23 protein-coding genes are annotated in these 24,254 nt (G+C 67.7%); 17 read left to right on the forward strand and 6 right to left on the reverse strand.

Annotation, left to right across the window (positions count from 1 at the left end):
• Window positions 1–9: 9 nt before the first annotated feature.
• From rpmI to thrS, 3 genes are all read right to left on the reverse strand, one after another.
• Complete coding sequence (gene rpmI, locus RHOOR92_RS0107005) at window positions 10–207, reverse strand: 50S ribosomal protein L35 (protein WP_007512063.1); 198 nt, start codon at window positions 205–207, stop codon at window positions 10–12.
• Window positions 208–527: 320 nt separating this feature from the next.
• Window positions 528–1,052, reverse strand: a complete 525-nt coding sequence (gene infC, locus RHOOR92_RS0107010) for a translation initiation factor IF-3 (protein ID WP_304412458.1) — start codon at window positions 1,050–1,052, stop codon at window positions 528–530.
• A 44-nt stretch (window positions 1,053–1,096) separates the two neighbouring features.
• Window positions 1,097–2,998, reverse strand: a complete 1,902-nt coding sequence (gene thrS, locus RHOOR92_RS0107015; RefSeq protein ID WP_027485157.1) for a threonine--tRNA ligase — start codon at window positions 2,996–2,998, stop codon at window positions 1,097–1,099.
• A 260-nt stretch (window positions 2,999–3,258) separates the two neighbouring features.
• On the opposite strand from thrS, the gene RHOOR92_RS0107020 reads away from it, so the two are divergent.
• Complete coding sequence (locus RHOOR92_RS0107020; RefSeq protein ID WP_007512055.1) at window positions 3,259–4,269, forward strand: NAD-dependent epimerase; 1,011 nt, start codon at window positions 3,259–3,261, stop codon at window positions 4,267–4,269.
• A gap of 102 nt (window positions 4,270–4,371) precedes the next feature.
• On the opposite strand, the gene RHOOR92_RS0107025 is transcribed toward RHOOR92_RS0107020, so the two are convergent.
• The 3 genes from RHOOR92_RS0107025 to map all read right to left on the reverse strand — a co-directional run bounded on the left by RHOOR92_RS0107025 (window position 4,372) and on the right by map (window position 8,390).
• A complete protein-coding gene (locus RHOOR92_RS0107025; RefSeq protein WP_007512053.1) occupies window positions 4,372–4,821 on the reverse strand; it encodes a CopD family protein in 450 nt (149 codons plus the stop codon).
• A gap of 61 nt (window positions 4,822–4,882) precedes the next feature.
• Window positions 4,883–7,516 (reverse strand): [protein-PII] uridylyltransferase, encoded by a 2,634-nt coding sequence (glnD, locus tag RHOOR92_RS0107030; RefSeq protein ID WP_027489935.1) that lies wholly within the window; start codon window positions 7,514–7,516, stop codon window positions 4,883–4,885.
• A 109-nt stretch (window positions 7,517–7,625) separates the two neighbouring features.
• Window positions 7,626–8,390, reverse strand: coding sequence for a type I methionyl aminopeptidase (gene map / locus RHOOR92_RS0107035; RefSeq protein WP_007512049.1), 765 nt, complete (start codon window positions 8,388–8,390; stop codon window positions 7,626–7,628).
• A gap of 314 nt (window positions 8,391–8,704) precedes the next feature.
• Here map and rpsB point away from each other — a divergent pair, with 314 nt between their 5' ends.
• The 16 genes from rpsB (at window position 8,705) to RHOOR92_RS0107115 (ending at window position 24,208) form a co-directional block, all read left to right on the forward strand.
• Window positions 8,705–9,577, forward strand: coding sequence for a 30S ribosomal protein S2 (rpsB, locus tag RHOOR92_RS0107040; RefSeq protein WP_007512047.1), 873 nt, complete (start codon window positions 8,705–8,707; stop codon window positions 9,575–9,577).
• Between the two features lie 101 nt (window positions 9,578–9,678).
• The gene (gene tsf, locus RHOOR92_RS0107045; protein WP_027489936.1) at window positions 9,679–10,560 is read left to right on the forward strand and encodes a translation elongation factor Ts; all 882 of its coding nucleotides are present in this window, start codon (window positions 9,679–9,681) and stop codon (window positions 10,558–10,560) included.
• A 203-nt stretch (window positions 10,561–10,763) separates the two neighbouring features.
• A complete protein-coding gene (gene pyrH, locus RHOOR92_RS0107050) occupies window positions 10,764–11,486 on the forward strand; it encodes a UMP kinase (protein ID WP_007512042.1) in 723 nt (240 codons plus the stop codon).
• 71 nt (window positions 11,487–11,557) lie between these two features.
• The gene (frr, locus tag RHOOR92_RS0107055) at window positions 11,558–12,115 is read left to right on the forward strand and encodes a ribosome recycling factor (protein WP_007512040.1); all 558 of its coding nucleotides are present in this window, start codon (window positions 11,558–11,560) and stop codon (window positions 12,113–12,115) included.
• A gap of 17 nt (window positions 12,116–12,132) precedes the next feature.
• The gene (gene uppS, locus RHOOR92_RS0107060) at window positions 12,133–12,873 is read left to right on the forward strand and encodes a polyprenyl diphosphate synthase (RefSeq protein ID WP_015447106.1); all 741 of its coding nucleotides are present in this window, start codon (window positions 12,133–12,135) and stop codon (window positions 12,871–12,873) included.
• 9 nt (window positions 12,874–12,882) lie between these two features.
• Window positions 12,883–13,707, forward strand: a complete 825-nt coding sequence (locus RHOOR92_RS0107065) for a phosphatidate cytidylyltransferase (protein WP_027489937.1) — start codon at window positions 12,883–12,885, stop codon at window positions 13,705–13,707.
• Entirely contained in the window at window positions 13,704–14,879 is a 1,176-nt protein-coding gene (locus tag RHOOR92_RS0107070; RefSeq protein WP_027489938.1) for a 1-deoxy-D-xylulose-5-phosphate reductoisomerase, read from the forward strand. The genes RHOOR92_RS0107065 and RHOOR92_RS0107070 overlap by 4 nt, the downstream gene beginning before the upstream one ends.
• Before the next feature lie 36 nt (window positions 14,880–14,915).
• Window positions 14,916–16,262 carry an RIP metalloprotease RseP gene (gene rseP / locus RHOOR92_RS0107075; RefSeq protein ID WP_027489939.1) on the forward strand — a complete coding sequence of 449 codons (1,347 nt, stop codon included), beginning with the start codon at window positions 14,916–14,918 and terminating at the stop codon, window positions 16,260–16,262.
• Between the two features lie 192 nt (window positions 16,263–16,454).
• Window positions 16,455–18,875 carry an outer membrane protein assembly factor BamA gene (gene bamA / locus RHOOR92_RS0107080; protein ID WP_007512033.1) on the forward strand — a complete coding sequence of 807 codons (2,421 nt, stop codon included), beginning with the start codon at window positions 16,455–16,457 and terminating at the stop codon, window positions 18,873–18,875.
• Window positions 18,876–19,006: 131 nt separating this feature from the next.
• Window positions 19,007–20,035: a UDP-3-O-(3-hydroxymyristoyl)glucosamine N-acyltransferase gene (gene lpxD / locus RHOOR92_RS0107085; RefSeq protein ID WP_007512032.1), complete on the forward strand. Its 1,029-nt coding sequence runs from the start codon at window positions 19,007–19,009 to the stop codon at window positions 20,033–20,035.
• On the forward strand, window positions 20,028–20,501 hold the full coding sequence (gene fabZ / locus RHOOR92_RS0107090; RefSeq protein WP_007512031.1) for a 3-hydroxyacyl-ACP dehydratase FabZ: 474 nt from the start codon (window positions 20,028–20,030) through the stop codon (window positions 20,499–20,501). Before lpxD ends, fabZ begins: the two co-directional genes overlap by 8 nt.
• On the forward strand, window positions 20,498–21,271 hold the full coding sequence (gene lpxA, locus RHOOR92_RS0107095) for an acyl-ACP--UDP-N-acetylglucosamine O-acyltransferase (protein ID WP_015447103.1): 774 nt from the start codon (window positions 20,498–20,500) through the stop codon (window positions 21,269–21,271). The genes fabZ and lpxA overlap by 4 nt, the downstream gene beginning before the upstream one ends.
• Before the next feature lie 51 nt (window positions 21,272–21,322).
• Complete coding sequence (gene lpxB / locus RHOOR92_RS0107100) at window positions 21,323–22,537, forward strand: lipid-A-disaccharide synthase (protein WP_015447102.1); 1,215 nt, start codon at window positions 21,323–21,325, stop codon at window positions 22,535–22,537.
• The gene (gene rnhB / locus RHOOR92_RS0107105) at window positions 22,530–23,183 is read left to right on the forward strand and encodes a ribonuclease HII (RefSeq protein ID WP_007512028.1); all 654 of its coding nucleotides are present in this window, start codon (window positions 22,530–22,532) and stop codon (window positions 23,181–23,183) included. Before lpxB ends, rnhB begins: the two co-directional genes overlap by 8 nt.
• A 214-nt stretch (window positions 23,184–23,397) precedes the next feature.
• Window positions 23,398–23,601: a hypothetical protein gene (locus RHOOR92_RS0107110; protein WP_015447101.1), complete on the forward strand. Its 204-nt coding sequence runs from the start codon at window positions 23,398–23,400 to the stop codon at window positions 23,599–23,601.
• Between the two features lie 67 nt (window positions 23,602–23,668).
• Window positions 23,669–24,208, forward strand: coding sequence for a TlpA disulfide reductase family protein (locus RHOOR92_RS0107115; protein WP_007512027.1), 540 nt, complete (start codon window positions 23,669–23,671; stop codon window positions 24,206–24,208).
• Window positions 24,209–24,254 lie beyond the last annotated feature (46 nt).

The raw sequence follows: 24,254 nt of genomic DNA on the forward strand, positions 1-24,254 counted from the left end.
TCTATCTCCTCACAAGTACGGCAGCATGCGAGCCACGCCGGGCGCATCACACGCCTTGAGGTGGTTCGGGGCACGGAGACCACGCTTCTGCTTGGTCGACTTCTTGGTCAGGATGTGCGACTTGAATGCGTGGCCGCACTTGATCTTGCCCGACGCGGTCTTGCGAAAACGCTTCGCAGCCGCTCGGTTGGTCTTGATCTTGGGCATGGGATGCTCCTTGAGTGGGACGGCCTTGCGCGGGCAGCCCCGGTTTCTGACTGATCTGGCGGCGACCGCGACCCGAGGGTCCAGCCACGCTTTCCGTCCTGCCACGATCGGTACACGACCCATCCAGGCGGGTCGAACCGGTGATTATACGGGCTCAAAAAGCCAAACACCAGCACGAAGTGCTGACGATGGCATCCTCTCCCTTCGGGAGAGGATTGAAGTGAGGGTGCGGCTTGCCCGCAGCTCATGGAAACGATGCTTCAGGCCCTGCGACGCGAAGAGCATCGCCCGCAAGCGGGCTCCTACCAAAGACGCTCAGCTTACTTCTTCTTCGGGCCGATCATCATGACCATCTGGCGCCCCTCCAGCCGCGGGAAGGACTCGACCTGGCCGTTGTCGCCGACGTCTTCCTGGATCTTCTTGGCCAGGTTCTGGCCCAGGTCCTGGTGCGACATCTCGCGGCCGCGGAAACGGATGGTGACCTTGACCTTGTCGCCCTCTTCCAGGAAGCGGAGCATGTTGCGCAGCTTGATCTGGTAGTCGCCCACGTCCGTCACCGGACGGAACTTCACTTCCTTGATCTCGACCTGCTTCTGCTTCTTCTTGGCGGCCTGCGCCTTCTTCTGGGCTTCGAACTTGAACTTGCCGTAATCCATGATGCGGCAGACCGGGGGGTCGCCGTTCGGCTGGATCTCGACCAGATCCATGCCTGCTTCCTGCGCCAAGCTCAGCGCCTCGTCACGGCTGAGGATGCCCAGCTGTTCCGAGTCGGCGCCAATCACGCGCACTCGCGGCACGCGGATTTCCAGGTTGCGACGATTGCCCTTGTTGTCGGTGGTAGCGATACCACGATCCTCCAGAAGAAGTGATGAAACAGACCGCCCGGCGCTCAGCGCCGGATTTCGGTCTCCAGTCGTTCGACGAAGCCGGCCAGCGGCATGCTGCCCAGGTCCTCGCCGGAACGGGTACGCACGGAAACGGCACCCGTTTCCCTCTCGCGATCACCGACCACGAGAAGATAAGGCACTTTCTGCAGCGTATGCTCGCGGATTTTATAGCCGACTTTCTCGTTGCGCAAATCCGATTGTACCCGGAAACCTTTGTCGACAAGGGCTTGCGTTACCTCGCGAACGTAATCGGCCTGCGCGTCGGTGATGCTGAGCACCACCGCCTGCAGCGGGGCCAGCCAGGCCGGCAGCAGGCCGGCGTGGTGCTCGATCAGGATGCCGATGAAACGCTCCATCGAGCCGACAATGGCCCGGTGCAGCATCACCGGATGCCGTTTTTGCGAGTGTTCGTCCACATATTCGGCGCCCAGGCGCTCGGGCATCATGAAATCGACCTGCATGGTGCCGACCTGCCAGTCGCGGCCGATCGAGTCCTTCATGTGGTACTCGATCTTGGGGCCGTAGAACGCGCCCTCGCCCGGCAGTTCGGTCCACTTCACCCCGGCAGCGGACAACGCGCCGCGCAGCGCCGCCTCGGCACGATCCCACACATCATCGTCGCCGATGCGCTTGTCCGGCCGCAGGGCCAGCGCCACATCGATATCGTTGAAACCGAAGTCGGCATACACCTGCATGGCCTGGCGGTGGAACTCGGTGACTTCCGATTCGATCTGCCCGGGCGTGCAGAAGATGTGGCCATCATCCTGGGTGAACGCGCGCACGCGCATGATGCCGTGCAGCGCGCCGGACGGTTCGTTGCGGTGGCAGCCGCCGAACTCGCCGTAGCGCAGCGGCAGGTCGCGGTAGCTGCGCAAGCCCTCGTTGAAGATCTGCACGTGGCCGGGGCAGTTCATCGGCTTGAGCGCGAACGTGTGCTTCTCCGACTCGGTGAAGAACATGTTCTCCTTGTAGTTGTCCCAGTGGCCAGACTTCTTCCACAACGACACGTCCAGCACCATCGGGCAGCGCACTTCCTGGTAGCCGCTCTTCCTGTAGACGCCGCGCATGTACTGCTCGACCTGCTGCCAGATCGCCCAGCCGTTCGGGTGCCAGAACACCATGCCGGGGCTTTCTTCCTGCTGGTGGAACAGGTCGAGCTGCTTGCCAAGCTTGCGGTGATCGCGTTTCTCGGCCTCCTCCAGCTGGTACAGATACGCCTTCAGATCCTTGTCGTTGAGCCAGGCGGTGCCGTAGATGCGGCTGAGCATTGCGTTGCTGGAATCGCCACGCCAGTACGCGCCGGCCACCTTCATCAGCTTGAACGAATGCAGCTTGCCGGTGTTCGGCACGTGCGGGCCGCGACACAGGTCGGTGAACTCGCCCTGCGAGTACAGCGACAGATCCTCGGCGGCGGGAATGCCCTGGATGATCTCGGCCTTGTAGCTCTCGCCCAGGCCGCGGAAGAACGCCACCGCCTCGTCGCGCGACTTCACGCTGCGCGTCACCGGCAGTTGCTCGGCGACGAGCTTGTACATCTCCGCCTCGATCTTCGGCAAGTCCTCGGGCGTGAACGGGCGCTCGTAGGCGAAGTCGTAGTAGAAGCCGTTGTCGATCACCGGGCCGATGGTGACCTGCGCGCCGGGGAACAGCCGCTGCACGGCCTGACCCATCAGGTGCGCGGTGGAGTGGCGCAGGATTTCCAGCGCCTCGGGACTCTTCTCGGTGACGATCTGCACGCTGGCGTCGTGCCCGATCGCGAAGCTGGCGTCGACCAGCCGTCCGTCGACCTTGCCGGCCAGGGTCGCCTTGGCCAGGCCAGCGCCGATCGAGGCGGCCACGTCCTGCACGGTGACGGGGTGATCGAACGGCCTCTTGCTGCCGTCGGGTAGCGTGATTTCAATCATGGAAGCTTCTCTGGAAAAGCAAAAAAGGGCATGACGCCCTTTTCTTTGGTAAACGAAAAAACGAAGGCGTGGCGGCGGTCAGTCGTGGAAGCGGGTAGTTGCCATGTCGCACACTCGGCCGGCGCAGGCGCGGGCCACCTTGGGTCTCGTGGATGATGCCGAGACGCTAGTTTAGCCCGGATTGCCTGTCAATCCACACTTGGCGCAGCCTTGCCGGCCGCGCCCGACGGTAGAATGCCGCGATCTTCCGAGGACACTCCATGCGCATCCTGGTCACCGGCACCGCCGGCTTCATCGGCGCCGCGCTGGCGCAGCGCCTGCTGGCGCGCGGCGACGTGGTGTACGGCGTCGACAACCACAACGCCTACTACGACCCGGCGCTGAAGGAAGCACGGCTGGCGCGCTTCATCGACCATCCGAACTACACGCACCAGCGTGCCGACCTGGCCGACGCGGAGGCGCTGAATCACGCGTTTGCCGCATGCGCACCGCAGCGGGTGGTGAACCTCGCCGCGCAGGCCGGCGTGCGCTATTCGCTGCAGAACCCGCAGGCCTACGTGGCGAGCAACCTGGTCGGCTTCGTCAACATGCTCGAGGCCTGCCGCCACGGCAGCGTGGAGCATCTGGTGTACGCCTCGTCCAGCTCGGTCTACGGCGCCAACCGCAAGCTGCCGTTCGCGGTGGAGGACGCGGTCGACCATCCGGTCAGCCTGTACGCCGCCAGCAAGAAGGCGAACGAGCTGATGGCGCATACCTACAGCCACCTGTATGGCCTGCCCACCACCGGCCTGCGCTTCTTCACCGTGTACGGGCCGTGGGGCCGGCCGGACATGTCGCCGATGCTGTTCGCCGACCGCATCAGCCGCGGCGAACCGATCGACGTATTCAACTTCGGCCACCACAGCCGCGACTTCACCTATATCGACGACATCGTCGAGGGCGTGATCCGCACGCTCGACCATCCGGCCGAACCGGACCCGGCCTACGACGCGGAGCGGCCGAACCCCGGCAGCTCGAACGCGCCGTACCGCGTCTACAACCTCGGCAACGACCAGCCGGTGCAGCTGCTGCGCTTCATCGAACTGCTGGAGCAGAACTTCGGCCGCCGCGTGGAAAAACGCCTGCTGCCGATGCAGCCAGGCGACGTGCCCGACACCTGGGCCGACGTGACGGCGCTGCGCCGCGACGTGGGCTACGCGCCGAATACCTCGATCGAGGATGGCGTGACACGCTTCGTCGCGTGGTACCGCGAATACCACCGCCTCGACTGATGCACATGCGCGCGCAGGAGCCCCCTTGCGGGCGATACTTTTCGCGGGATTCGGAATTCGCAAGAACACCGCCCGCAAGCGGGCTCCTACGACAACGCGGCCTCAGAAAGGCTTGGCGAGCACCAGCCAGATCACGGCCAGCAGCAGCAGCACCGGCGGTTCGTTGAGCCAGCGCAGCGCGCGCGAGGACGGCAGCGCGTCGCCCTTCTCGCTGCGTTTGAGCATGCGCCCGGCCCAGACGAAGTAGGCCAGCAGCACGGCGACCAGGGTCAGCTTGGCGTCGATCCAGTGCGTGCCGGCGGTGACGTTCGGCAACGTCTGCGGAAACACCCGCCAGCCCTGCCACAGGGTCAGCCCGAACAGGAACGCGATGCCGAACATGTTGTGGCCGAACTTGTACAGCCGCCGCCCCATCAGTTGCAGCCGCGCCAGCACCGCCGGCTCGTTCGCCGCCTCGGCCAGGTTCACCAGGATCCGCGGCAGGTAGAACACCGTGGCCATCCAGGCAATGACGAACAGCAGATGCAGCGACTTGATCAGCAGATAGGTCATGGCAAAGACACGTGGCCGCTGCGACGCGCAGCGGTCGCGATGATAGCGCGAGGATCACCGGTCAATCCCGTGCCGGCCCGATGCGCTCCAGCAGCGCATGCAGCAGGCGATCCTGCTGGGCCGCATCGAGCGGCGCGTTGTGCCGGTCGGTGAGCTGGAAGAAATCCTCCACGCGTTCGCCGAAAGTGGCGATGCGCGCGTCGTGCACGCGCACCCCGGTGGCCAGCATCACCTGCGCCACCGCGGCCAGCAGGCCGGGGCGGTCGGTGCCGACCAGGGCCAGCTGGGTGCGGTCGCCGGCGGCGTGGAAGCTGATCTGCGGCGTCATCTGGAAATGTTTCTGGTGGCGCGACAGGCCGCGCTTGCTCGGCTGCACGCCGGCCGATTGCACCAGTGCGCGCTGCAGCCGCTGCTGCAGTTCCTCCGCGCGCGCCGCGCTGACCGGCTGCTGGCTGTCCGCATCGAGCAGCAGGAAGGTGTCCAGCGCCATCCCGGTCGGCGAGCTGAGGATGCGCGACTCCATCACCGAGAAGCGCAAGCGGTCCAGCACCGCGGTGACGGTGGCGAACAGGCCGTCGCGATCGGGCGTGTAGACAAACAGCTCGGTGCTGCCGCGCACCGACAGCGGGTGCACCGCCACCAGCGGCAGCGCACCGTGCGCGCGCAGGATCGCCGCGGTCTGCCAGGCGATCTGCTCGGGCCGATGGCGCAGGAAGCTGAGCTGCGGGAAGTCGGCCCAGACCCGCACCACATCGGCTTCAGCGTGCCCCTCGTCCAGCAGCAGCGCGAGTGCATACTCGGAACATTCGCGCACGCGCGCCCCGATGTCGCGCGGCGGCTCCACGTCGCTGCGCAAGGCGTAGCGGGTACTGGTGTAAAGGTCGGCCAGCAGCCGGTCCTTCCAGCCGTTCCACAGCCGCGGACTGGTGCCGATGATGTCGGCGATGGTCAGCAGGTACAACTGGCCGAGCCGCTCGCGATTGCCGACGACTTGCGCAAACCGGTGCACCACGTCGGGATCGGTGATGTCCTGGCGCTGCGCGGTGGTGCTCATCAGCAGGTGCCAGCGCACCAGCCAGGCGACCTGTTCGACGTCGCCGGGCGGCAGGCCCAGCCGGCTGCAGAAGACGCGTGCATCCTGCTCACCCAGCACCGAATGGTCGCCGCCGCGACCCTTGGCGATGTCATGGAACAGCCCCGCCAGCAGCAGCACTTCCGGTACCGGCAGGCCGGCCCAGATCTCGCAGCCCAGCGGGAATTCGCGCTGCGCCGCCGGGTCGGCAAAGCGTGCCAGGTTGCGCAGCACGCGCAGGGTGTGTTCGTCGACCGTGTAGACGTGGAACAGGTCGTACTGCATGCGCCCGAACACCTTGCCGAACGCGGGCAGGATCGCCGCCAGCAGGCCGTGCCGGTTCATCCGCCACAGCGCCTCCACCGCCGGCGCGCCACGGCGCAGCAGCCGCAGGAAGGCGGCCAGCACCTCGCCGTCGTCGGCCAGCGCATCGCCATGCGCGGCGGTGGCCTGGTGGATGCGGCGCATGGTGTCAGCGCTGAAGCCGGCCACGCCGGACTGGTCCATCCGCGCGATGAAGATTTCCACCAGGGCGGCCGGCCGGCGCATGAACAAATGCGGGTCGACCGCCGCCAGGCGCTTGCCGTAGCGCACGAAATCCCTGCCCACCGGAACCGCTTCGCCCGGCGGCTCCAGCATCTCCTCGAAGCGCTCGGCCACCTGCATGCCGAGCCGCTCGACCTGGCTGGCGGCGCGGTAATAACCTTGCATGAACTGCTCGACGCCGAGATTCTTCGCGTGCTCGTCCTCGAAGCCCAGCCGCGCGGCCAGCGCGCGCTGGTAGTCGAACAGCAATCGTTCCTCGGGGCGCCCGGCCTCCAGGTGCAGCGCATAGCGGTAGCGGCGCAAGACCGCTTCGGACTGTTCCAGCAAGGCCTGTTCGGCCGGGTCGAGCAGGCCTTCGGCCACCATGTCGGCCAGGTCGTCCGCATGCGCCAGCCGCTGCCCTATCCAGCGCAGCGAGTCGAGCGTACGCAGGCCGCCCGGGCCGTCCTTGAGGTTCGGCTCCAGGTTGTAGGCGGTATCGTCGTAGCGTGCGTGCCGCGCATTGCGTTCGGCCAGCCGGGCGGCCAGGTATTCCTGCGGCGGCCACAGCGCCGGGTCCTCCACGATGGTCTTGAGTTGCGCGTCGAACGCCGCATCGCCGGCCAGCCGGCGCGCATCCAGCAGGCTGGTGAACACGCTGGCGTCCTGCGCGGCCAGCGCGCGGCACTGCACAGGATCACGCACCGCGTGGCCAACCTTCAGGCCGATGTCCCACAGCGTGGCGAAAAACTGTTCCAGCGCGCGCAGGCGCGCCGGTTCCGGCGACTGCACCAGCGCCAGCAGGTCCACGTCCGAATACGGAAACAGCAGGCCACGGCCGAAGCCGCCGACCGCGAACAGCGCCGCCCCGGTCACATCGCCAAGGCAGGCGGTCCACACGTGCGCCACGATGCGCGCCACCGACTCGCCGCGGCGTCGCGCCAGCACGCTGGCGTCGGCGCCATCGCGAAACGCGGTGGCCAGCATGCGGTCGACATCGCCCAGCAGCTGCCGCAACGCCTGCCGCGCCTCCGCCGACACGCCCGAGCGCGGCACGGCTGTCGGCAGACGGGGGAGTGGCGGCAGCACGACGCTCATTGCGAAAGGAACAGGAAATGGGAAATAGGGAATGGGAAAAGCCAGTCTGCCACGCCGCGGCGACATCCGGATCTTCCCATTCCCTATTCCCTACTCTCCATTACCTCCATCAGGCATCCGGCCAGGGCGTGAGGATCTCGAAGCCGTCGTCGGTGACGGCGATGGTGTGTTCCCACTGCGCCGACAGCGAGTGGTCCTTGGTCACCACCGTCCAGCCGTCCGGCAGCTGGCGGGTATGCGGCTTGCCGGCGTTGATCATCGGCTCGATGGTGAAGGTCATGCCCTTCTTCAGCTCGACGCCGATGCCGGGCTTGCCGTAGTGCAGCACCTGCGGCTCGTCGTGGTAGACCTTGCCGATGCCGTGGCCGCAATACTCGCGCACCACCGAAAAGCCGGCCGCCTCGGCATGCTGCTGGATAGCGTGGCCGATGTCGCCCAGCGTGGCGCCCGGGCGCACCGCCTGGATACCGCGCATCATCGCCTCGAAGGTGGTGTCGACCAGCCGTTTGGCCAGCACCGAAGGGGCGCCGGCGATGTACATGCGGCTGGTGTCGCCGTGCCAGCCGTCCTTGATCACGGTGACGTCGAGGTTGACGATGTCGCCGTCCTTGAGCACCTTGCCCTCGTTCGGGATGCCATGGCAGATCACGTGGTTGACCGAGGTGCACAGGGTCTTGGGAAAGCCGTGGTAGCCGACGTTGGCGGGGATCGCCTTCTGCACCTTGACGATGTGCTCGTAGGCGCGCCGGTCCAGCTCCTCGGTGGTGACGCCGGGCTTGACGTACTCTTTGAGCATCGCCAGCACTTCGGCCGCCAGCTTGCCGGCGACGCGCATGCCTTCGAGGTCGGCGGGGGATTTCAGGGTAATGGCCATGGATTCCACTTCATATGGCGACAGAAGCCCAGGAAATCCAGCAACTTGCCGCGCTGCCGGCGGACCGGCTACAATTTCGGAGTTTTGCAGACCTGACCGGCCCGTCTTGACGGCCCGGCCAGCGCAAAGCGAACCGGGATTGTAACCCCCAGCGGTACAACACCCAACCAACGCCACACACGCATCGGCACCGCCTTCGGGGTGCCGCGCCTTGCCCATCGACGTTCATCGGGCCAGTCGCGGTCGAAGCCGGGGATGCGTGGAGGTCCCAACCCCCGAGCCTGTCATCAGGCTCAACAATCGGAGTTACACCCATGGCCCAAGTCACCATGCGCCAGATGCTCGAAGCCGGCGTCCATTTCGGTCACCAGACCCGTTACTGGAACCCGAAGATGGCCCCGTACATCTTCGGTGCCCGCGGCAAGATCCACATCATCAACCTCGAAAAGACCCTGCCGCTGTTCACCGACGCGATGAACTTCCTGTCGGGTCTGGCGCAAAAGCGCGGCACCGTCCTGTTCGTCGGCACCAAACGCTCGGCGCGCGAGCCGCTGGCCGAAGAGGCCGCCCGCGCCGGCATGCCGTTCGTCACCTCGCGCTGGCTCGGCGGCATGCTGACCAACTTCCGCACCGTGAAGCAGTCCGTTTCGCGCCTGAAGGAGCTGGAAGCGGCCGAGACCGACGGCAGCTTCGAGAAGCTGGTCAAGCACGAAGTGCTGGCCCGTCGCCGCGAGCGCGACAAGCTGCAGGCCTCGCTGGGCGGCATCAAGGACATGAACCGCCTGCCCGACGCGCTGTTCGTGATCGACATCGGCCACGAAGACATCGCCGTGCAGGAAGCCAAGAAGCTCGGCATCCCGGTGATCGCGGTGGTCGACACCAACTACAACCCGGAGCTGGTCGACTACGCCATCCCGGGCAATGACGACGCGATCCGCGCGATCCAGCTGTACGCCCGCGCCGCCGCCGACTCGATCCTCGAAGGCAAGGCCGCCGCGCCGGCCGCCGCCCAGGGCGACGCCAACGACTTCGTCGAGCTGGACGAGGAAGGCAACCCGGTCGCCAAGGTCGATCGCAAGCCGGCTCCGCGCCGCGACGCCGCCCCGCGCAAGAGCGCCCCGCGCCGCGATGGCGGCCGTGACGGCGGCCGCGGCCCGCGCAACGACGGCGCGCCTGCCGCCAAGTAAGCGCGGCGACGGCGGCCCCGCGCCGCCGTCGCATCCGCACGCGATAACCGCGCGGTGGCACTCCACCGCCGCCGCGCAACTGACGCATCAGAGGATTGACGATGAGCAATATTTCCGCACAACTGGTCAAGGAGCTGCGCGAGCGGTCCGGCGCCGGCATGATGGAATGCAAGAAGGCGCTGGTCGAGAACAACGGCGACATCGAAGTCGCGATGGAATGGCTGCGCAAGTCCGGCCTGGCCAAGGCCGACAAGAAGGCCAGCCGCGTCGCCGCCGAAGGCCGCATCGTGGCCGCCCAGGCCCCGGGCAAGGCCGTGCTGGTCGAGATCAACTGCGAGACCGACTTCGTCGCCAAGGACGCCAGCTTCCTGAAATTCAGCGACACCGTCGCCGACGTCGCGCTGAACTCCGGCGCCGCCGACATCGACGCGCTGAAAGCGGCCGCCTACCCGGGCGCCACCAACGTGGAAGAAGCCGCCAAGGCGCTGATCGCCACCATCGGCGAGAAGATCGACGTGCGCCGCCTGGCCCGCGTCGCCACCGACGGCATCATCGGCAGCTACATCCACGGCGGCCGCATCGGCGTGCTGGTGGCGCTCAAGGGCGGTTCCGGCGAACTGGCCAAGGGCATCGCGATGCACGTCGCCGCGATGAACCCGGCCTATGTCCGTGCCGAGGACGTGCCGGCCGACTTCCTCGCCAAGGAAAAGGAAATCGCGCTGGCCGCCATGTCGGACAAGGAAAAGAACAAGCCCGCCGACATCCTGGAGAAGATCGTCTCCGGCAAGGTCCACAAGATCGTCTCCGAGATTACCCTGCTCGGCCAGCCCTACGTGCTGGACACCAACGTGAGCGTGGCCGAGGCGCTGAAGAAGGAAGGCGCCGACGTGGTCTCGGTGGCTCGCCTGGCCGTCGGCGAAGGCATCGAGAAGGTGGAAGAGGACTTCGCCGCCGAAGTGATGAAGCAGGCCGGCTTGAGGTAATGTGACCCGTCATCCCTGACGGTGAAAACCGGCCGTCCGTGGCCGGACTTTCAGAAAGGGCAGCGCTTCGAACAGGGTCGCGGGAAACCGCGGCCCTTTTCGTTTCCGGACGCGGACCGGCCGCTTCCTGCCTTCCGCTCCTCGTCCCGCCCCCGGCTCTCAGCTACAATGCGCCGGTTTGCCCCACACAATCCGGAGACCCCATGAGCGACCAGCCCAAGTACCGCCGCATCCTGCTCAAGCTCTCCGGTGAAGCGCTGATGGGCGATGCCGACTACGGCATCGACCCGAAGGTGATCGGCCGGCTCGCCGACGAGATCATCGAGGTGCGCCGCGCCGGCGTGGAGGTGGGCGTGGTGATCGGCGGCGGCAACATCTTCCGTGGCGCCGGCCTCGCCGCGGCCGGCATGGACCGGGTCACCGGCGACCACATGGGCATGCTGGCCACGGTGATGAACGCGCTGGCGATGGCCGATGCGATCGAAAAACGCGGCGGCTACGCGCGGGTGATGAGCGCGATCCAGATCCACGACGTGGCCGAGGACTATATCCGCCGCCGTGCGATCCGCCACATCGAGAAAGGCCGCATCGTGCTGTTCGCCGCCGGCACCGGCAATCCGTTCTTCACCACCGATTCCGCCGCCGCGCTGCGCGCGGTGGAAATCGGCGCCGACCTGCTGCTGAAGGCGACCAAGGTGGATGGCGTGTACACCGCCGACCCGGCCCGCCACGCCGACGCCACCCGCTACGAGCAGCTCACCTACGGCGACGTGATCCAGCGCAACCTGCAGGTGATGGACACCGCCGCCATCGCGCTGTGCCGCGACCATGGCATGCCGCTGCGCATTTACGACATGACCGTGCCGGGCAGCCTGATGCGGATCATGCGGGGCGAGTCGATCGGCACCCTGGTCGACGGCGGCTGACCGCGCCGCAGCAAGCCTCACGCCGCGCCACTGCTATAATCGAACGTTGCCAGATCCACCGGGAAGCGCCCATGCTCAACGACATCAAGAACGACGCCCAGACCCGCATGGGCAAGAGCATCGAATCACTCAAGCACGACCTCACCCGCATCCGTACCGGCCGCGCCAGCACCGCGCTGGTGGACGGCATCAAGGTGTCCTACTACGGCTCGGACATGCCGTTGCCCCAGGTCGCCTCGGTCTCGCTGTCCGACGCGCGCACGATCATCATCACGCCGTGGGAAAAAACCATGGTGGCGCCGATCGAGAAGGCGCTGATGGCCTCCGACCTGGGCATCACGCCGACCACCGCCGGCACCGTGATCCGCCTGAACATGCCCGCGCTCACCGAGGAGCGCCGCAGGGAGCTGGCCAGGCACGTCGGCCACGAGGGCGAAAACGCCAAGATCGCGATCCGCAACGTGCGTCGCGACGCCCTGCAGCAGGTCAAGGACCTGCTCAAGGAAAAGCTCATTACCGAGGACGACGACCGCCGCATCGACGACGAGATCCAGAAGCTCACCGATCGCGCGGTGAAGGATGTCGACGCCGTGGTCAAGGCGAAGGAAGAGGAGCTGATGGCGCTCTGAGCGTCATCGCATCCACCATGCCCGGCGTCGAGGCCGCCCAGGTTCCGCGCCACATCGCCATCGTGATGGACGGCAACGGCCGCTGGGCGAAAGCCCGACACCGCCCGCGCAGCTTCGGCCACAACGCCGGACGCAAGGCCGTGCGCGAGGCGATCGAGGCGTGCCTGCGCGAGGGCGTGCAGGCATTGACCCTGTTCGCGTTCTCCAGCGAGAACTGGCAACGCCCGCAGGATGAAGTCGGCGCCCTGATGGGCCTGTTCGTGCGCGCGCTGGACAAGGAAGTGGACGAGCTGCATGGCCACGGCGTGCGGCTGCGCTTCATCGGCGACCTGGCCGCCTTCGACGAGGCGCTGCGCGAGCGCATGCAGGCGGCGATGGCCCGCACCGCCGGCAACGACCGGCTGCAGGTGAACATTGCGGTGAGCTACGGCGGTCGCTGGGACATCGTGCAGGCCAGCCGCCAGGCCGCCGCAGCGGTGGCGCGCGGCGAGCTGCGCGCGGACGAGATCGACGAGGCCCGGCTGGGCCAGTGGATGAGCCTGGCCGAGCTGCCGCCACTGGACCTGTTCATCCGCACCGGCGGCGAATGCCGCATCAGCAACTTCCTGTTGTGGCAGGTGGCGTACGCCGAACTGTACTTTACCGACACCTTATGGCCCGATTTCGACCAGGCCTGCCTGCGTCGGGCCATCGAAGACTATGCCCGCCGGGAGCGCCGTTACGGCCGTACCGGCGAGCAGGTCGCCACCGCTTCGTAGAGGATTTCCATGCTGCTTCAGCGCATTCTCACCGCCCTGGTGCTCGCGCCGCTGGCGATCCTGATCATCCTGCTGCCACCGACCGGCATCTTCGCGGGCATCGTCGCGCTGGCGTTCCTGGCCGCGGGGTGGGAATGGGCGCAGCTGAGCGGCCTGCACAGCCGCCCATGGCGTGTCGCCCTGCTGCTCGTGGCGGCCGGCGCGTTCGCCCTGCTGTGGCGAAGCCACGCCACCGCGCTGACCCCGCTGCTGCTGGCCGCCGGCGCGGCTTGGTGGCTGCTGGCCTGCCTGTGGCTGCGCCACTTCGCGTTCGCCGCGGCACCCACTCGCGAAAACCGTACGCTGAAGTTGCTGGCCGGCGCGTTCGTGATCTTCCCGACCTGGGTCGCCCTGGTCAGCATCCATGCGCGCGTGCCGCACGGCCACTGGTGGACCCTGCTGGCGCTGGTGATCGTGTGGGCGTCCGACATCGGTGCGTATTTCAGCGGCCGCACCTTCGGCAGGCGCAAGCTGGCGCCGCAGATCAGCCCCGGCAAGACCTGGGCCGGCGCCTACGGCGCGATGGTGGCCGGGGTGCTGGTCGCCGAGGCCGGCGGCTGGCTGCTCGGCGTGCGCGGCGCCGCGCTGCTGATGCTGGCGCTGCTGACGGCGCTGACGGTGGCGGCGTCGATCGTCGGCGATCTGATCGAGAGCCTGATGAAGCGGCACGCCCAGGTGAAGGATTCGGGCACCCTGTTCCCCGGCCACGGCGGCCTGCTGGACCGGCTGGACAGCGTGTTCGCCGCACTGCCGGTGTTCGCCGCCGGCCTGGCGCTGCTCGGGCTCGACCAGTGAAAAACGTCGCCGTCCTCGGCGCCACCGGCTCGATCGGCGGCAACACGCTCGACGTCATCGCGCGCCATCCCCAGCGTTTCCGCGCCAGCGTGCTGACGGCGCATCGCCAGGTCGAGGCGCTGGTGGCGCTGTGCGTGCAGCATCGGCCGGCCCTGGCGGTGATCGCCGATCCCTCGCTGGAAGCCGAGCTGTCGCGCCGGCTGGTCGCCGCCGGCGTGCGCTGCGAAGTGGCCAGCGGCCACGCCGCGCTGACCGCCGCCGCCGCCGGCGGACTGTGCGACACCGTAGTCGCCGCGATCGTCGGTGCCGCCGGGCTGGAGTCCACCCTGGCCGCCGCGCGCGCCGGCAAGCACCTGCTGCTGGCGAACAAGGAATCCATCGTGATGGCCGGCCCGCTGCTGCTGGAGGCAGTCGCCACCGGTGGCGGTGCGCTGATCCCGGTCGATTCCGAGCACAACGCGATCTTCCAGTGCCTGCCGGGCGGGCGCCCCGAGCTGCGCGGGAGCGGCGTGCGCCGGCTGATCCTGACCGCTTCCGGCGGCCCGTTCCGCGGCCGCACGCGCGCCGAGCTGGCCGACATCACGCCGGACCAGGCCTGCAAGCACCCGAACTGGGTGATGGGGCGCAAGATCTCGGTCGATTCGGCCACGCTGATGAACAAGGGCCTGGAGGTGATCGAGGCGCACCACCTGTTCGGCGCGCCGGCCGAAGCGATCGACGTGGTGGTGCACCCGCAGAGCCTGGTGCATTCGATGGTGGAGTACGTCGACGGCTCGGTGCTGGCCCAGCTCGGCAACCCGGACATGCGCACCGCGATCGCGCACGCGCTGGCGTGGCCGGAGCGGGTCGAATCCGGCGTGGCGTCGCTGGACCTGGCCGCCTGCGTGCCGCTGCAGTTCGAATCGCCGGACCTCAACACCTTCCGTTGCCTGGCGCTGGCATTCCAGGCGCTGCGTGCCGGTGGCGATGCCCCGGCCGTGCTGAACGCTGCCAACGAGATCGCCGTGGAAGCCTTCCTGGCCGGCGCGCTGCCGTTCCTGTCGATCGCCGACGTGGTCGAGGCCGTGCTTGCGGAACTGCCGGCACAAGCCGTGGTCGATGTTGAAACCCTTTGTGAACGCGACCGCACGGCCCGGGAGGCGGCCCGCCGCATTCTGCGCAATGCTTGCTGATATTCTTGCTTCGATGACTTTTCGCCACGGTACTTGATGACTTCCTTCTTCGGCTCGGTGTTCTGGCTGCTGGTCACGCTTGGCGTGCTGGTGACCTTCCACGAATTCGGCCACTACTGGGTCGCGCGCCGTTGTGGGGTCAAGGTGCTGCGCTTCTCGGTCGGCTTCGGCAACGCGATCTGGAAGCGCATCGGCCGCGACGGCACCGAGTACCAGATCGCCGCGATCCCGCTCGGCGGCTACGTGAAGATGCTCGACGCGCGCGAAGGCGAGGTCGACCCAGCCCTGCGCGAGCAGGAATTTACCGGCAAGCCGGTGTGGCAGCGCATCGCCATCGTCGCCGCCGGACCGGGCTTCAACCTGATCTTCACCATCGTCGCGTTCTGGCTGATGTTCATGCTGGGCCGCCCGGACGTGGCCCCGGTGGTGACCGCGGCGCCGCAAAGCCTCGCCGCCAGCGCCGGCATCCAGTCGGGCGACCGCATCCTTCGCATCGACGACCGCACCGTCACCACCTGGACCGACACGATGGACGCGGTAGCCAACGCCCTGCTCGGGCGCGCACCGCTGCCGCTCACCGTGCGCGGCCAGGACGGGCGCACGCGCGAGCTGGTGTTGCCGCTGGACGAACTGCCGCCGGGGCAGGACGTGGGCCAGTACCTGGGCAAGCTCGGCCTGAAGCTGGCGCCGCCGCCGGCGGTCGCCGCCACCGTGATGCCCGGCCAGCCGGCCGCGCTGGCCGGCATGCGCGGGGGCGACCGCATCGTCAGCGTCAACGGCCAGCCGGTGGAGGACTTCGTCGCATTCGGCAAGCTGGTGCAGACTGCGGCAGCCAAGTCGCTGACGCTGGCGATCGGCATCGAGCGCGAGGGGCAGCCGCTGCGGCTGAACGTCACCGCCAAGTGGGAATCGCTGGAAGGCCAGCCGCCGAAGTGGGTGCTTGGCGTCGGCGCGCCGCCGATCGAAGCGGCTACCGTGAGCTACGGCCCGCTGAAAGCAATGACCGCCTCGCTCGACACCACCTGGCGCAACACCACGCAGACTTTCGGCATGCTCGGCAAGATGCTCACCGGCGAGGCCTCGACCCGCAACCTGTCCGGCGTGATCGGCATTGCCGAGGTGGCCAATGCCTCGGCCGGCATGGGCCTGCCGTGGTTCCTGCAGTTCCTCGCACTGGTCTCGCTGAGCCTGGCCATCCTCAACCTGCTGCCGATCCCGGTCCTCGATGGTGGGCACCTGCTGTATTATCTCGTCGAATTGATCAAGGGCAGCCCGGTCAGCGAACAGGCGATGGTGGTGGGCCAGTACATCGGCCTGGCGTTGCTGTTCACCCTGATGGGGCTGGCGTTCTACAACGATATCCACCGCATGCTGCTGTCGTGATGCCGATGGTCGGCGAACGCAGCATGTCGGCGACACGCCAGTCCGCGGCGGCACGGCGCGGCGATGTGTCCGCCGACGCACTCCCGCGGTGGAGTGCAGATTCATTTTCGAGGCGGGGCCTGTCCCTGCCTCATGCGTTGATCGGGGCGGCCGCGCCGGCCGCTCCATCGAAATAACCCAACGGAATCGACGATGAAGCGTATCGCCGCGCTGATCCTGCTTGCCTCCCTCTCCGCCAATGCGTTCGCGTTCGACCCATTCGTGGTGTCGGACATCCGCATCGACGGCCTCAGCCGGATCTCGGCCGGTACCGTGTACAACTACCTGCCGATCAACAAGGGCGACCAGTTGACCAACGACGGCGCCCAGCGCGCCATCCGCGCGCTGTACCGCACCAAGTTCTTCAGCGACGTGGAGTTCGAGCGCGAAGGCAGCATCCTGGTGATCAAGGTGGTCGAGCGGCCGTCGATCGCCAAGCTGACCCTGCGCGGCAACAAGGACATCAAGACCGACGACCTGAAGAAGGGCCTGAAGGAAATCGGGCTGTCCGAGGGCGAGACGTTCGACCGCCTGGCGCTGGACAACGTGCAGCAGGAACTGATCCGGCAGTACTACAACCGCGGCAAGTACAACGTCTCGGTCGATCCGCACGTGACCCGGCTGGACCGCAACCGCGTCGCCGTCGAGATCGAGATCCGCGAAGGCAAGGCCGCCAAGATCAAGGAACTGAACATCCTCGGCAACCATGCGTTCACCGACAAGCAGATCCGCGAAGGTTTCGAATCGGATACCACCAACTGGATGTCGTGGTACTCGAAGGACGACCAGTACTCGCGCGAGAAGCTCTCCGGCGACCTGGAGAAGCTGCAGTCCTACTACATGGACCGCGGCTATGCCGATTTCGGCGTCGACTCCACCCAGGTGGCGATCGCGCCGGACAAGCGCGCGATGTACATCGACGCCAGCATCAAGGAAGGCGAGATCTACAAGGTCGCCGACGTCAAGCTGCTCGGCGAGCTGATCCTGCCGGAGGCGACCATGCGCCAGCTGGTCTTCATCAAGGCAGGCGAGACCTTCAACCGCGCCGCCGTCGAAGCCAGCACCAAGGCGATCAAGGCGATCCTGGCCAACATCGGCTACGCCTACGCCAAGGTCACCCCGATCCCGAAGCTGGACAAGGAAAAGCGCACGGTCGACCTGACCCTGTACGTCGAACCCGGCCAGCGCGTGTACGTGCGGCGGGTGGTGTTCCAGGGCAACACGCGCACCGAGGACGACGTGCTGCGCCGCGAGATGCGCCAGCTCGAGGGCTCCTGGTACTCGCAGGCGGCGATCGACCGCTCCAAGGTCCGCCTGCAGCGGCTGGGCTATTTCAAGAAGGTCGACATCGACCAGAAGATGGTGCCCGGTACCCAGGACAAGGTGGACGTCACCGTCAAGGTCGAGGAGCAGTCCGCCGGCAGCATGCAGTTCGGCATCGGCTATTCGCAGTACTCCGGCATCATCCTGAATGCCTCGGTGTCGCAGAACAACCTGTTCGGCACCGGCGACAGCTTCTCGATCAGCGGCGAGCGCAGCACCTATTACACCCGCCTCGGCCTCAACTACTACAACCCGTACCTGACCGACAGCGGCATCGGCATCGGCTACAGCGCCTCGTACTCGAAGACCGACTACGGCAACACCGATTTCGCCAACTACGCCACCAGCGCGAAAAGCTTCTCCACCTACCTCGGCATCCCGATCAGCGAAACCGACGGCTTGCGCGTGGGCCTGGGCATCAGCAGCAACAAGGTCAACCTGTTCCAGGGCTACAGCCCGCAGGTGCTGCTCGACTACCAGAACGAGATCGGCAACAAGACCATCCACACCTGGACCGGCACGCTGGGCTGGAACCACGACACCCGCAATGGCTACTGGGCGCCGACCCGCGGCGGCCTGATCTCCGCCTCGACCGACATCGCCCTGCCCGGCTCGACCGTGCAGTACTGGAAGCTCAGCACCGAGCTCAACCACTACTGGCCGATCGGCAAGGGCTTCGTGCTGTACCTCGACGGCCAGGTCGGCTACGGCAAGACCTACGGCGGGAACGGCATCAGCGACGACGCCTTCACGGCATTGAAGGACGCCAGCCTGGCGCAGAGCCCCGGTCACGTCATCACCGACATGCGCCAGGACCTGCCGTTCTGGCAGAACTACTACGCCGGCGGCGTGCGCGACGTGCGCGGCTACCAGGACAATACGTTGGGACCGCGGGTCTGCATCGACGGCAGCGCGCCCGACGCCAACGGCATGTGCAACAACGGCGCCTATTACGCACAGCCGATCGGCGGCGCGTTCAAGGTGCTCGGCACCGCACAGGTGTTCCTGCCGCTGCCGTTCCTGAAGGACGTCAACACCGCGCGCGTGTCCTGGTTCATGGACGTCGGCAACGTCTACAAGGACTACAAGAGCTTCGACGCCAGCGAGCTGCGCGCCTCCACCGGCCTGTCGCTGCAGTGGCAGGCGCCGATCGGCCCGCTGATCATCAGCTTCGCCGTACCGCTGCGTTCCAAGGCCGCCGATCGCCACTACGAGGAGCGCATCCAGTTCACCTTCGGCAGCCAGTTCTGAGCTGACCCCAAGTCGGGGATCGAAGGAAAGCGCGGCCGGGCCGCGCTTTCTTTTGCCGGCCTGCCGTCGCCTGGCGCACTGCAGGCCATGGTGCCACCCCCTACAATGGCCGGCAGGTTCCGGAGCCACGCATGAGCGCAATCAACTACACGGTGACCGAGCTGGCCGAACGCTTCGGCCTCGGCTTCAGCGGCGATGGCGCACGAGTCATCGGCGGCGTCGGCACGCTGACCGGCGCCGACCCCGGCCAGCTGAGCTTCCTCGCCAACAGCAAGTACACCGCCCAGCTGGCCGCCACGCGCGCCGGGGTGGTGGTGCTGCGCGAGGAGAACCTTGCCGACTGCCCCACCGCGGCGCTGATCGCGCGCGACCCGTACGTCGCCTACGCAAAGATCGCCGCACTGTTCGAACGGCTGCCGGCCGCACCGGCGGGCATCCACCCCACTGCCGTGGTCGCCACTGGGGCGCAGGTCAGCGCCAGCGCCAGCATCGGGCCGGGCTGCGTGATCGCGGACGGCGCGGTGATCGGCGACGGTGCCGTGCTCGGCCCGCACTGCCTCATCGGCGAGGACTGCACCGTCGGCGCGCAGTCGCGGCTGGTCGCGCGCGTCACCCTGGTGACGCGGGTCACGCTGGGCCGGCGCGTACTGGTGCACCCGGGCGCGGTGATCGGCTCGGATGGCTTCGGCCTCGCTTTCGACACCGACCACTGGATCAAGCTGCCGCAGCTCGGCGGCGTGCGCATCGGCGACGACTGCGAGATCGGCGCGAACACCACCATCGACCGCGGCGCGCTGGACGACACCGTGCTGGAAGAGGACGTGCGGCTGGACAACCAGATCCAGATCGCGCACAACGTGCACGTCGGCGCGCACACCGCGATGGCCGGCTGCGCCGCGGTGGCCGGCAGTGCGAAGATCGGCCGCTGGTGCATGATCGGCGGCAACGCCGGCGTGCTCGGCCATCTCGAACTGGCCGACCGGGTTACCATTACCGCCAAGAGCCTGGTCACGCACTCGATCCGCGAGCCCGGCGAATATTCATCCGGCGTGCCGCTGCAGGACAACCGCCAGTGGCGGAAGAACGCGGCGCGCTTCAAGCATCTGGACGAGTACGCGCGTCGCGTGTCGGCGCTGGAGAAGGACAGCGACAATGAGTGAGCAAGGCGACTTCACGGCACTGCCGATCAACGTGGAACAGATCCAGGAACTGCTGCCGCACCGCTACCCGTTCCTGCTGGTGGACCGCGTGGTCGAGATCGTGCCCGACGTCAGCGTGGTCGCGCTGAAGAACGTAACCATCAACGAGCCGTTCTTCCAGGGCCACTTCCCCGGCCACCCGGTGATGCCCGGCGTACTGCTCATCGAGGCGATGGCGCAGGCCGCCGGCCTGCTGACCCAGCTGAGCCGCCACGCGAAGGGCGACAAGGGCAGCCCGCTGTTCTACCTGGTCAAGGTCGACAACGCGCGCTTCAGCGCGCCGGTGGTGCCCGGCGACCAGTTGCGCTTCGAGGTCAGCCAGAAACGCCTGGTGCGCGGCATGGGTCTGTTCGTGGCACGCAGCCTGGTCGACGGCAAGGAAGTGGCCAGTTGTGAACTGATGTGCGCCGCGAGGGCCGGGAAATGATCCATCCCACTGCGCTGATCGATCCTTCCGCCGTCATCGGCGCCAACGTCGGCATCGGCGCCTACAGCGTGATCGGCGCCGAAGTCGAGATCGGCGACGGCACGGTGATCGGTCCGCATGTGGTGATCGAAGGCCCCACGAAGATCGGCCGTGACAACCGCATCGCCCAGTTCGCCTCGCTGGGCGGCGCACCGCAGGACAAGAAGTGGGAAGGCGAGCGCACCGAGCTGGTGATCGGCGACCGCAACCTGATCCGCGAATTCACCACGCTCAACCGCGGCACCGGCCACGGCGGCGGCGTCACCCGCATCGGCAACGACAACTGGGTGCTCGCCTACGTGCACATCGCGCACGACTGCCAGATCGGCAACAACGTAGTGTTCTCCAACTATTCCGCACTGGCCGGCCACGTCACCATCGGCGACTGGACGATCCTGTCCGGCTATTCCGGCGTGCACCAGTTCTGCAAGGTCGGCGCGCACGCCTTCATCGGCATGGGCTGCCTGGTCGGCCACGACGTGCCGCCGTTCGTGATGATGGCGAACGAGCAGCAGGGCCGCCCGCGCGGTATCAACAGCGAAGGCCTGAAGCGCCGCGGCTTCGACGCCACGCGTATCGCCGCGATCAAGCGCGCCTACCGCACGCTGTACATGGCCGGCCTGCCGCTGCCCGAGGCGCGCGAGAAGCTGGTCGAGCTGGCGCGTGAGAGCGATGACGTGCGCGCGATGCTGGAATTCCTCGACCACAGCGAGCGGGCGCTCGCCCGATAAGCGTCTCGCTTGTCGGGCAATCAGGCACTCGCTCTGGCTTATGCTTCCGGCATGACTGACCACCCGCCGCTCGAATCCCCCCTGATCGCCATCCTCGCCGGCGAAGACTCCGGCGACCAGCTCGGCGCCGACCTGATCGCGGCGTTGCGCCAGCGCTACCCGCAGGCGCGTTTCGTCGGCATCGGCGGCGCGCGCATGCAGCGCGAGGGCTTCGAATCCTGGTACGACATCCGCGAGCTGTCGCTGTTCGGCTTCAGCGAGGTGATCCGCCACCTGCCGCGCCTGCTGCGCCTGCGCAAGGTGCTGCTCGCGCGCCTGCTCGAGGAGCGGCCGGCGGTGGTGGTCGGCATCGACGCCCCCGACTTCAACCTCGGCGTGGAGCAGCGCCTGAAGCAGGCCGGCGTACTCACCGTGCACTACGTCAGCCCGTCGGTGTGGGCCTGGCGCGAGCAGCGCGCGCAGAAGATCGGCCGAAGCGCCAGCCGCGTGCTGTGCCTGTTCCCGATGGAGCCGGCGATCTACGCGAAGCACGGCGTCGACGCCCGCTTCGTCGGTCACCCGCTGGCCGACCGTTTCGCGCTGGTCTCCGACCGCGTCGGTGCACGCGAGCTCCTGCAGCTGCCGCAGCAGGCGCCGGTGCTGGCCGTGCTGCCCGGCAGCCGGCTGTCCGAGGTCAGCCGGCTGGGGCGGGCCTTCATCGAAGCGGCGAATCGCGTGGCCGCCGCCGTGCCCGGGCTGCGCGTGGTGATCCCCGCCGCCAACCCGCAGGTGCGCGCCCGGCTCGAGGCGCTGCTCGCCGGCGGACCGCGCGACGAAACCACGCCGCTGCTGCTGGACGGCCACGCGCACGAGGCGATGCTGGCTGCCGACGTGGTGCTGCTAGCCTCCGGCACCGCCACACTGGAGGCGATGCTGGCCAAGCGGCCGATGGTGGTGGGCTACCGCGTCGCACCGCTGAGCTACCGCATCGCCCTCGCGCTGAAGATGCTGAAGACCGACATCTACGCGCTGCCGAACATCCTGGCCCGCGCCTGCGGCCTCGGCGACGGCCTGCTGGTGCCCGAGCTGATGCAGGACGACTGCACCGCCGACAAGCTGGCCGCCGCCACCCTGGCGCTGTTCAAGGACAGCGAGCGGCGCGGCGCGATCGTGGCCGCATTCGAGCAACTGCACCAAGCCCTGCGCGGCGGCCTGGAAGGCCACGCGGGGGATCGTGCGGCGGCGGCGATCGCCGAGCTGATCGACGCGCAACGCAGCGATGGATAAGCGCCCGGCCGACCCCTGCCGGGGCGAACCTTCCCCGCGGCGGGAGGAACCGGCGAACGCAGGCAGCATCTTCATCGCCGGCGTCGACGAAGCCGGCCGCGGCCCGCTGGCCGGCCCGCTGGCGGTGGCCGCGGTGATCCTCGATCCGGCCCGCCCGATCGTCGGACTGAACGACTCCAAACAGCTCAGCGAGGCGAAGCGCGAGGCGCTGTATCCGCTGATCATCGAGCGCGCGCTGGCGTACCGCATCGTGCTGATCGAGCGCGACGAGATCGACCGCCTGAACATCCTCCAGGCCACCATGACCGGCATGTGCCGCGCGCTGGCCGGCCTTGCGCCGGCCGCCCACGCGGCGCTGATCGACGGCAACCAACTGCCGCGCGACCTGCCCTGTCCCGGCCGCGCGATCGTCGGCGGCGACGCGCTGGAGCCGGCGATCAGCGCGGCCTCGATCCTGGCCAAGGTCAGCCGCGACCGCGTGATGGTGGCGCTCGATGGCGAGTACCCCGGCTACGGTTTCGCCGCGCACAAGGGCTACTCGACGCCGGCGCACCTGGCCGCGCTGCAGCGGCTCGGGCCATGCGCGCAACACCGCCGCAGCTTCGCGCCGGTGCGCCTGCTGCTGGACCAGGGCCAGCTGTTCTAACTGCCGCGCCGGCCGCTGATCGCGCACCGGATGAGACTGACCGGCATAGGCCATCGGTCTATGCAACTTTCTCCCGATCGGGAGCATCATTGACATCAGGGAACGCCACCCGCACGGACGCATCCGCAGCAGCAGCGATGTCCAGCCGGCGCCGACCCGCCGACCCGCTGCCACAGGTGCCTCGATGCACCACGCAGACCGCAGGAGTCGTGCCATGATGCCTCCGTCCATCCGCCCATCCGTTCCACCGATGCCGGCCAGCATGGCCGTGCCCGAGTCGGTCCATCTCGCACCCGACGGCGTCGACGAGGCGCTGCCGCTGCATGCCGACTACAACCTCCGCCCGCTGGCGGTGAACAGCCTGGAGCATTACGTGTTGCCCGCCGGGGAGGATGGCGAACGCTTCCGCGTCCGCTGAGGCGCGCCGCTTCCCCTGCCCCGGGCATCCCGCTACGCTGGCGGCATACCACATGGAGATGGAAGACATGCGCCGCCTCGGCATCGCACTGCTCGGACTGCTGTTCTGCCTGGCCGCCCATGCCGGCGTGCAACCGGGAGATGCGCCGCCAGACGCGCTGGGCACGACCCAGGACGGCAAGACGGTGAGCGTCTCGTCGCTGCACGGCAAAGTGGTAGTGGTCAGCTTCTGGGCCACCTGGTGCGGCTACTGCATGAAGGAACTGCCGATACTGGCGGGCCTGCAGACGCTGGCCACCGAGCGTGGCCTGCCCCTGCAGGTAGTCACCATCAATCACGAAGAAGACCGGCAGACCTACGTGCGGACCGTTCGTGCCCTGCGCCCGCGCCTGCCCGGCCTGCTGATGACCTGGGACCGCGACGGCACCCTCGGCAAACCGTACGGCACCGACAAGGGCATCCCGGTCATGGTGATGCTGCATCGCGACGGCACCGTAGCCCATGTGCACGTGGGCTATGGCGAAGACATGCTGGACAGCCTGGTCGCCGAGATCAACGCACTGCTGGCCGAGCCGGCACCGCCGGCGGTGGCCGTCGCGCCGGGCTGAGCGGCAAGCTCCGGCGAGGCGCCGCCGCGCTTCGCGCAAACCGCAC

Source organism: Rhodanobacter sp. OR92, from assembly GCF_000427545.1.
In the GTDB taxonomy this organism is placed as follows: Bacteria; Pseudomonadota; Gammaproteobacteria; order Xanthomonadales; family Rhodanobacteraceae; genus Rhodanobacter; species Rhodanobacter denitrificans.

Coding starts and splice junctions, on each gene's coding strand:
- lpxD (WP_007512032.1), top strand. CDS start 19,007: ATGAGCGCAATCAACTACACGGTGACCGAGCTGGCCGAACGCTTCGGC.
- RHOOR92_RS0107065 (WP_027489937.1), top strand. CDS start 12,883: ATGCTGCTTCAGCGCATTCTCACCGCCCTGGTGCTCGCGCCGCTGGCG.
- rnhB (WP_007512028.1), top strand. CDS start 22,530: ATGGATAAGCGCCCGGCCGACCCCTGCCGGGGCGAACCTTCCCCGCGG.
- RHOOR92_RS0107115 (WP_007512027.1), top strand. CDS start 23,669: ATGCGCCGCCTCGGCATCGCACTGCTCGGACTGCTGTTCTGCCTGGCC.
- rpsB (WP_007512047.1), top strand. CDS start 8,705: ATGGCCCAAGTCACCATGCGCCAGATGCTCGAAGCCGGCGTCCATTTC.
- RHOOR92_RS0107025 (WP_007512053.1), bottom strand. CDS start 4,821: ATGACCTATCTGCTGATCAAGTCGCTGCATCTGCTGTTCGTCATTGCC.
- tsf (WP_027489936.1), top strand. CDS start 9,679: ATGAGCAATATTTCCGCACAACTGGTCAAGGAGCTGCGCGAGCGGTCC.
- lpxB (WP_015447102.1), top strand. CDS start 21,323: ATGACTGACCACCCGCCGCTCGAATCCCCCCTGATCGCCATCCTCGCC.
- map (WP_007512049.1), bottom strand. CDS start 8,390: ATGGCCATTACCCTGAAATCCCCCGCCGACCTCGAAGGCATGCGCGTC.
- thrS (WP_027485157.1), bottom strand. CDS start 2,998: ATGATTGAAATCACGCTACCCGACGGCAGCAAGAGGCCGTTCGATCAC.
- bamA (WP_007512033.1), top strand. CDS start 16,455: ATGAAGCGTATCGCCGCGCTGATCCTGCTTGCCTCCCTCTCCGCCAAT.
- RHOOR92_RS0107020 (WP_007512055.1), top strand. CDS start 3,259: ATGCGCATCCTGGTCACCGGCACCGCCGGCTTCATCGGCGCCGCGCTG.
- uppS (WP_015447106.1), top strand. CDS start 12,133: ATGCCCGGCGTCGAGGCCGCCCAGGTTCCGCGCCACATCGCCATCGTG.
- glnD (WP_027489935.1), bottom strand. CDS start 7,516: ATGAGCGTCGTGCTGCCGCCACTCCCCCGTCTGCCGACAGCCGTGCCG.
- frr (WP_007512040.1), top strand. CDS start 11,558: ATGCTCAACGACATCAAGAACGACGCCCAGACCCGCATGGGCAAGAGC.
- pyrH (WP_007512042.1), top strand. CDS start 10,764: ATGAGCGACCAGCCCAAGTACCGCCGCATCCTGCTCAAGCTCTCCGGT.
- RHOOR92_RS0107110 (WP_015447101.1), top strand. CDS start 23,398: ATGATGCCTCCGTCCATCCGCCCATCCGTTCCACCGATGCCGGCCAGC.
- lpxA (WP_015447103.1), top strand. CDS start 20,498: ATGATCCATCCCACTGCGCTGATCGATCCTTCCGCCGTCATCGGCGCC.
- rseP (WP_027489939.1), top strand. CDS start 14,916: ATGACTTCCTTCTTCGGCTCGGTGTTCTGGCTGCTGGTCACGCTTGGC.
- rpmI (WP_007512063.1), bottom strand. CDS start 207: ATGCCCAAGATCAAGACCAACCGAGCGGCTGCGAAGCGTTTTCGCAAG.
- fabZ (WP_007512031.1), top strand. CDS start 20,028: ATGAGTGAGCAAGGCGACTTCACGGCACTGCCGATCAACGTGGAACAG.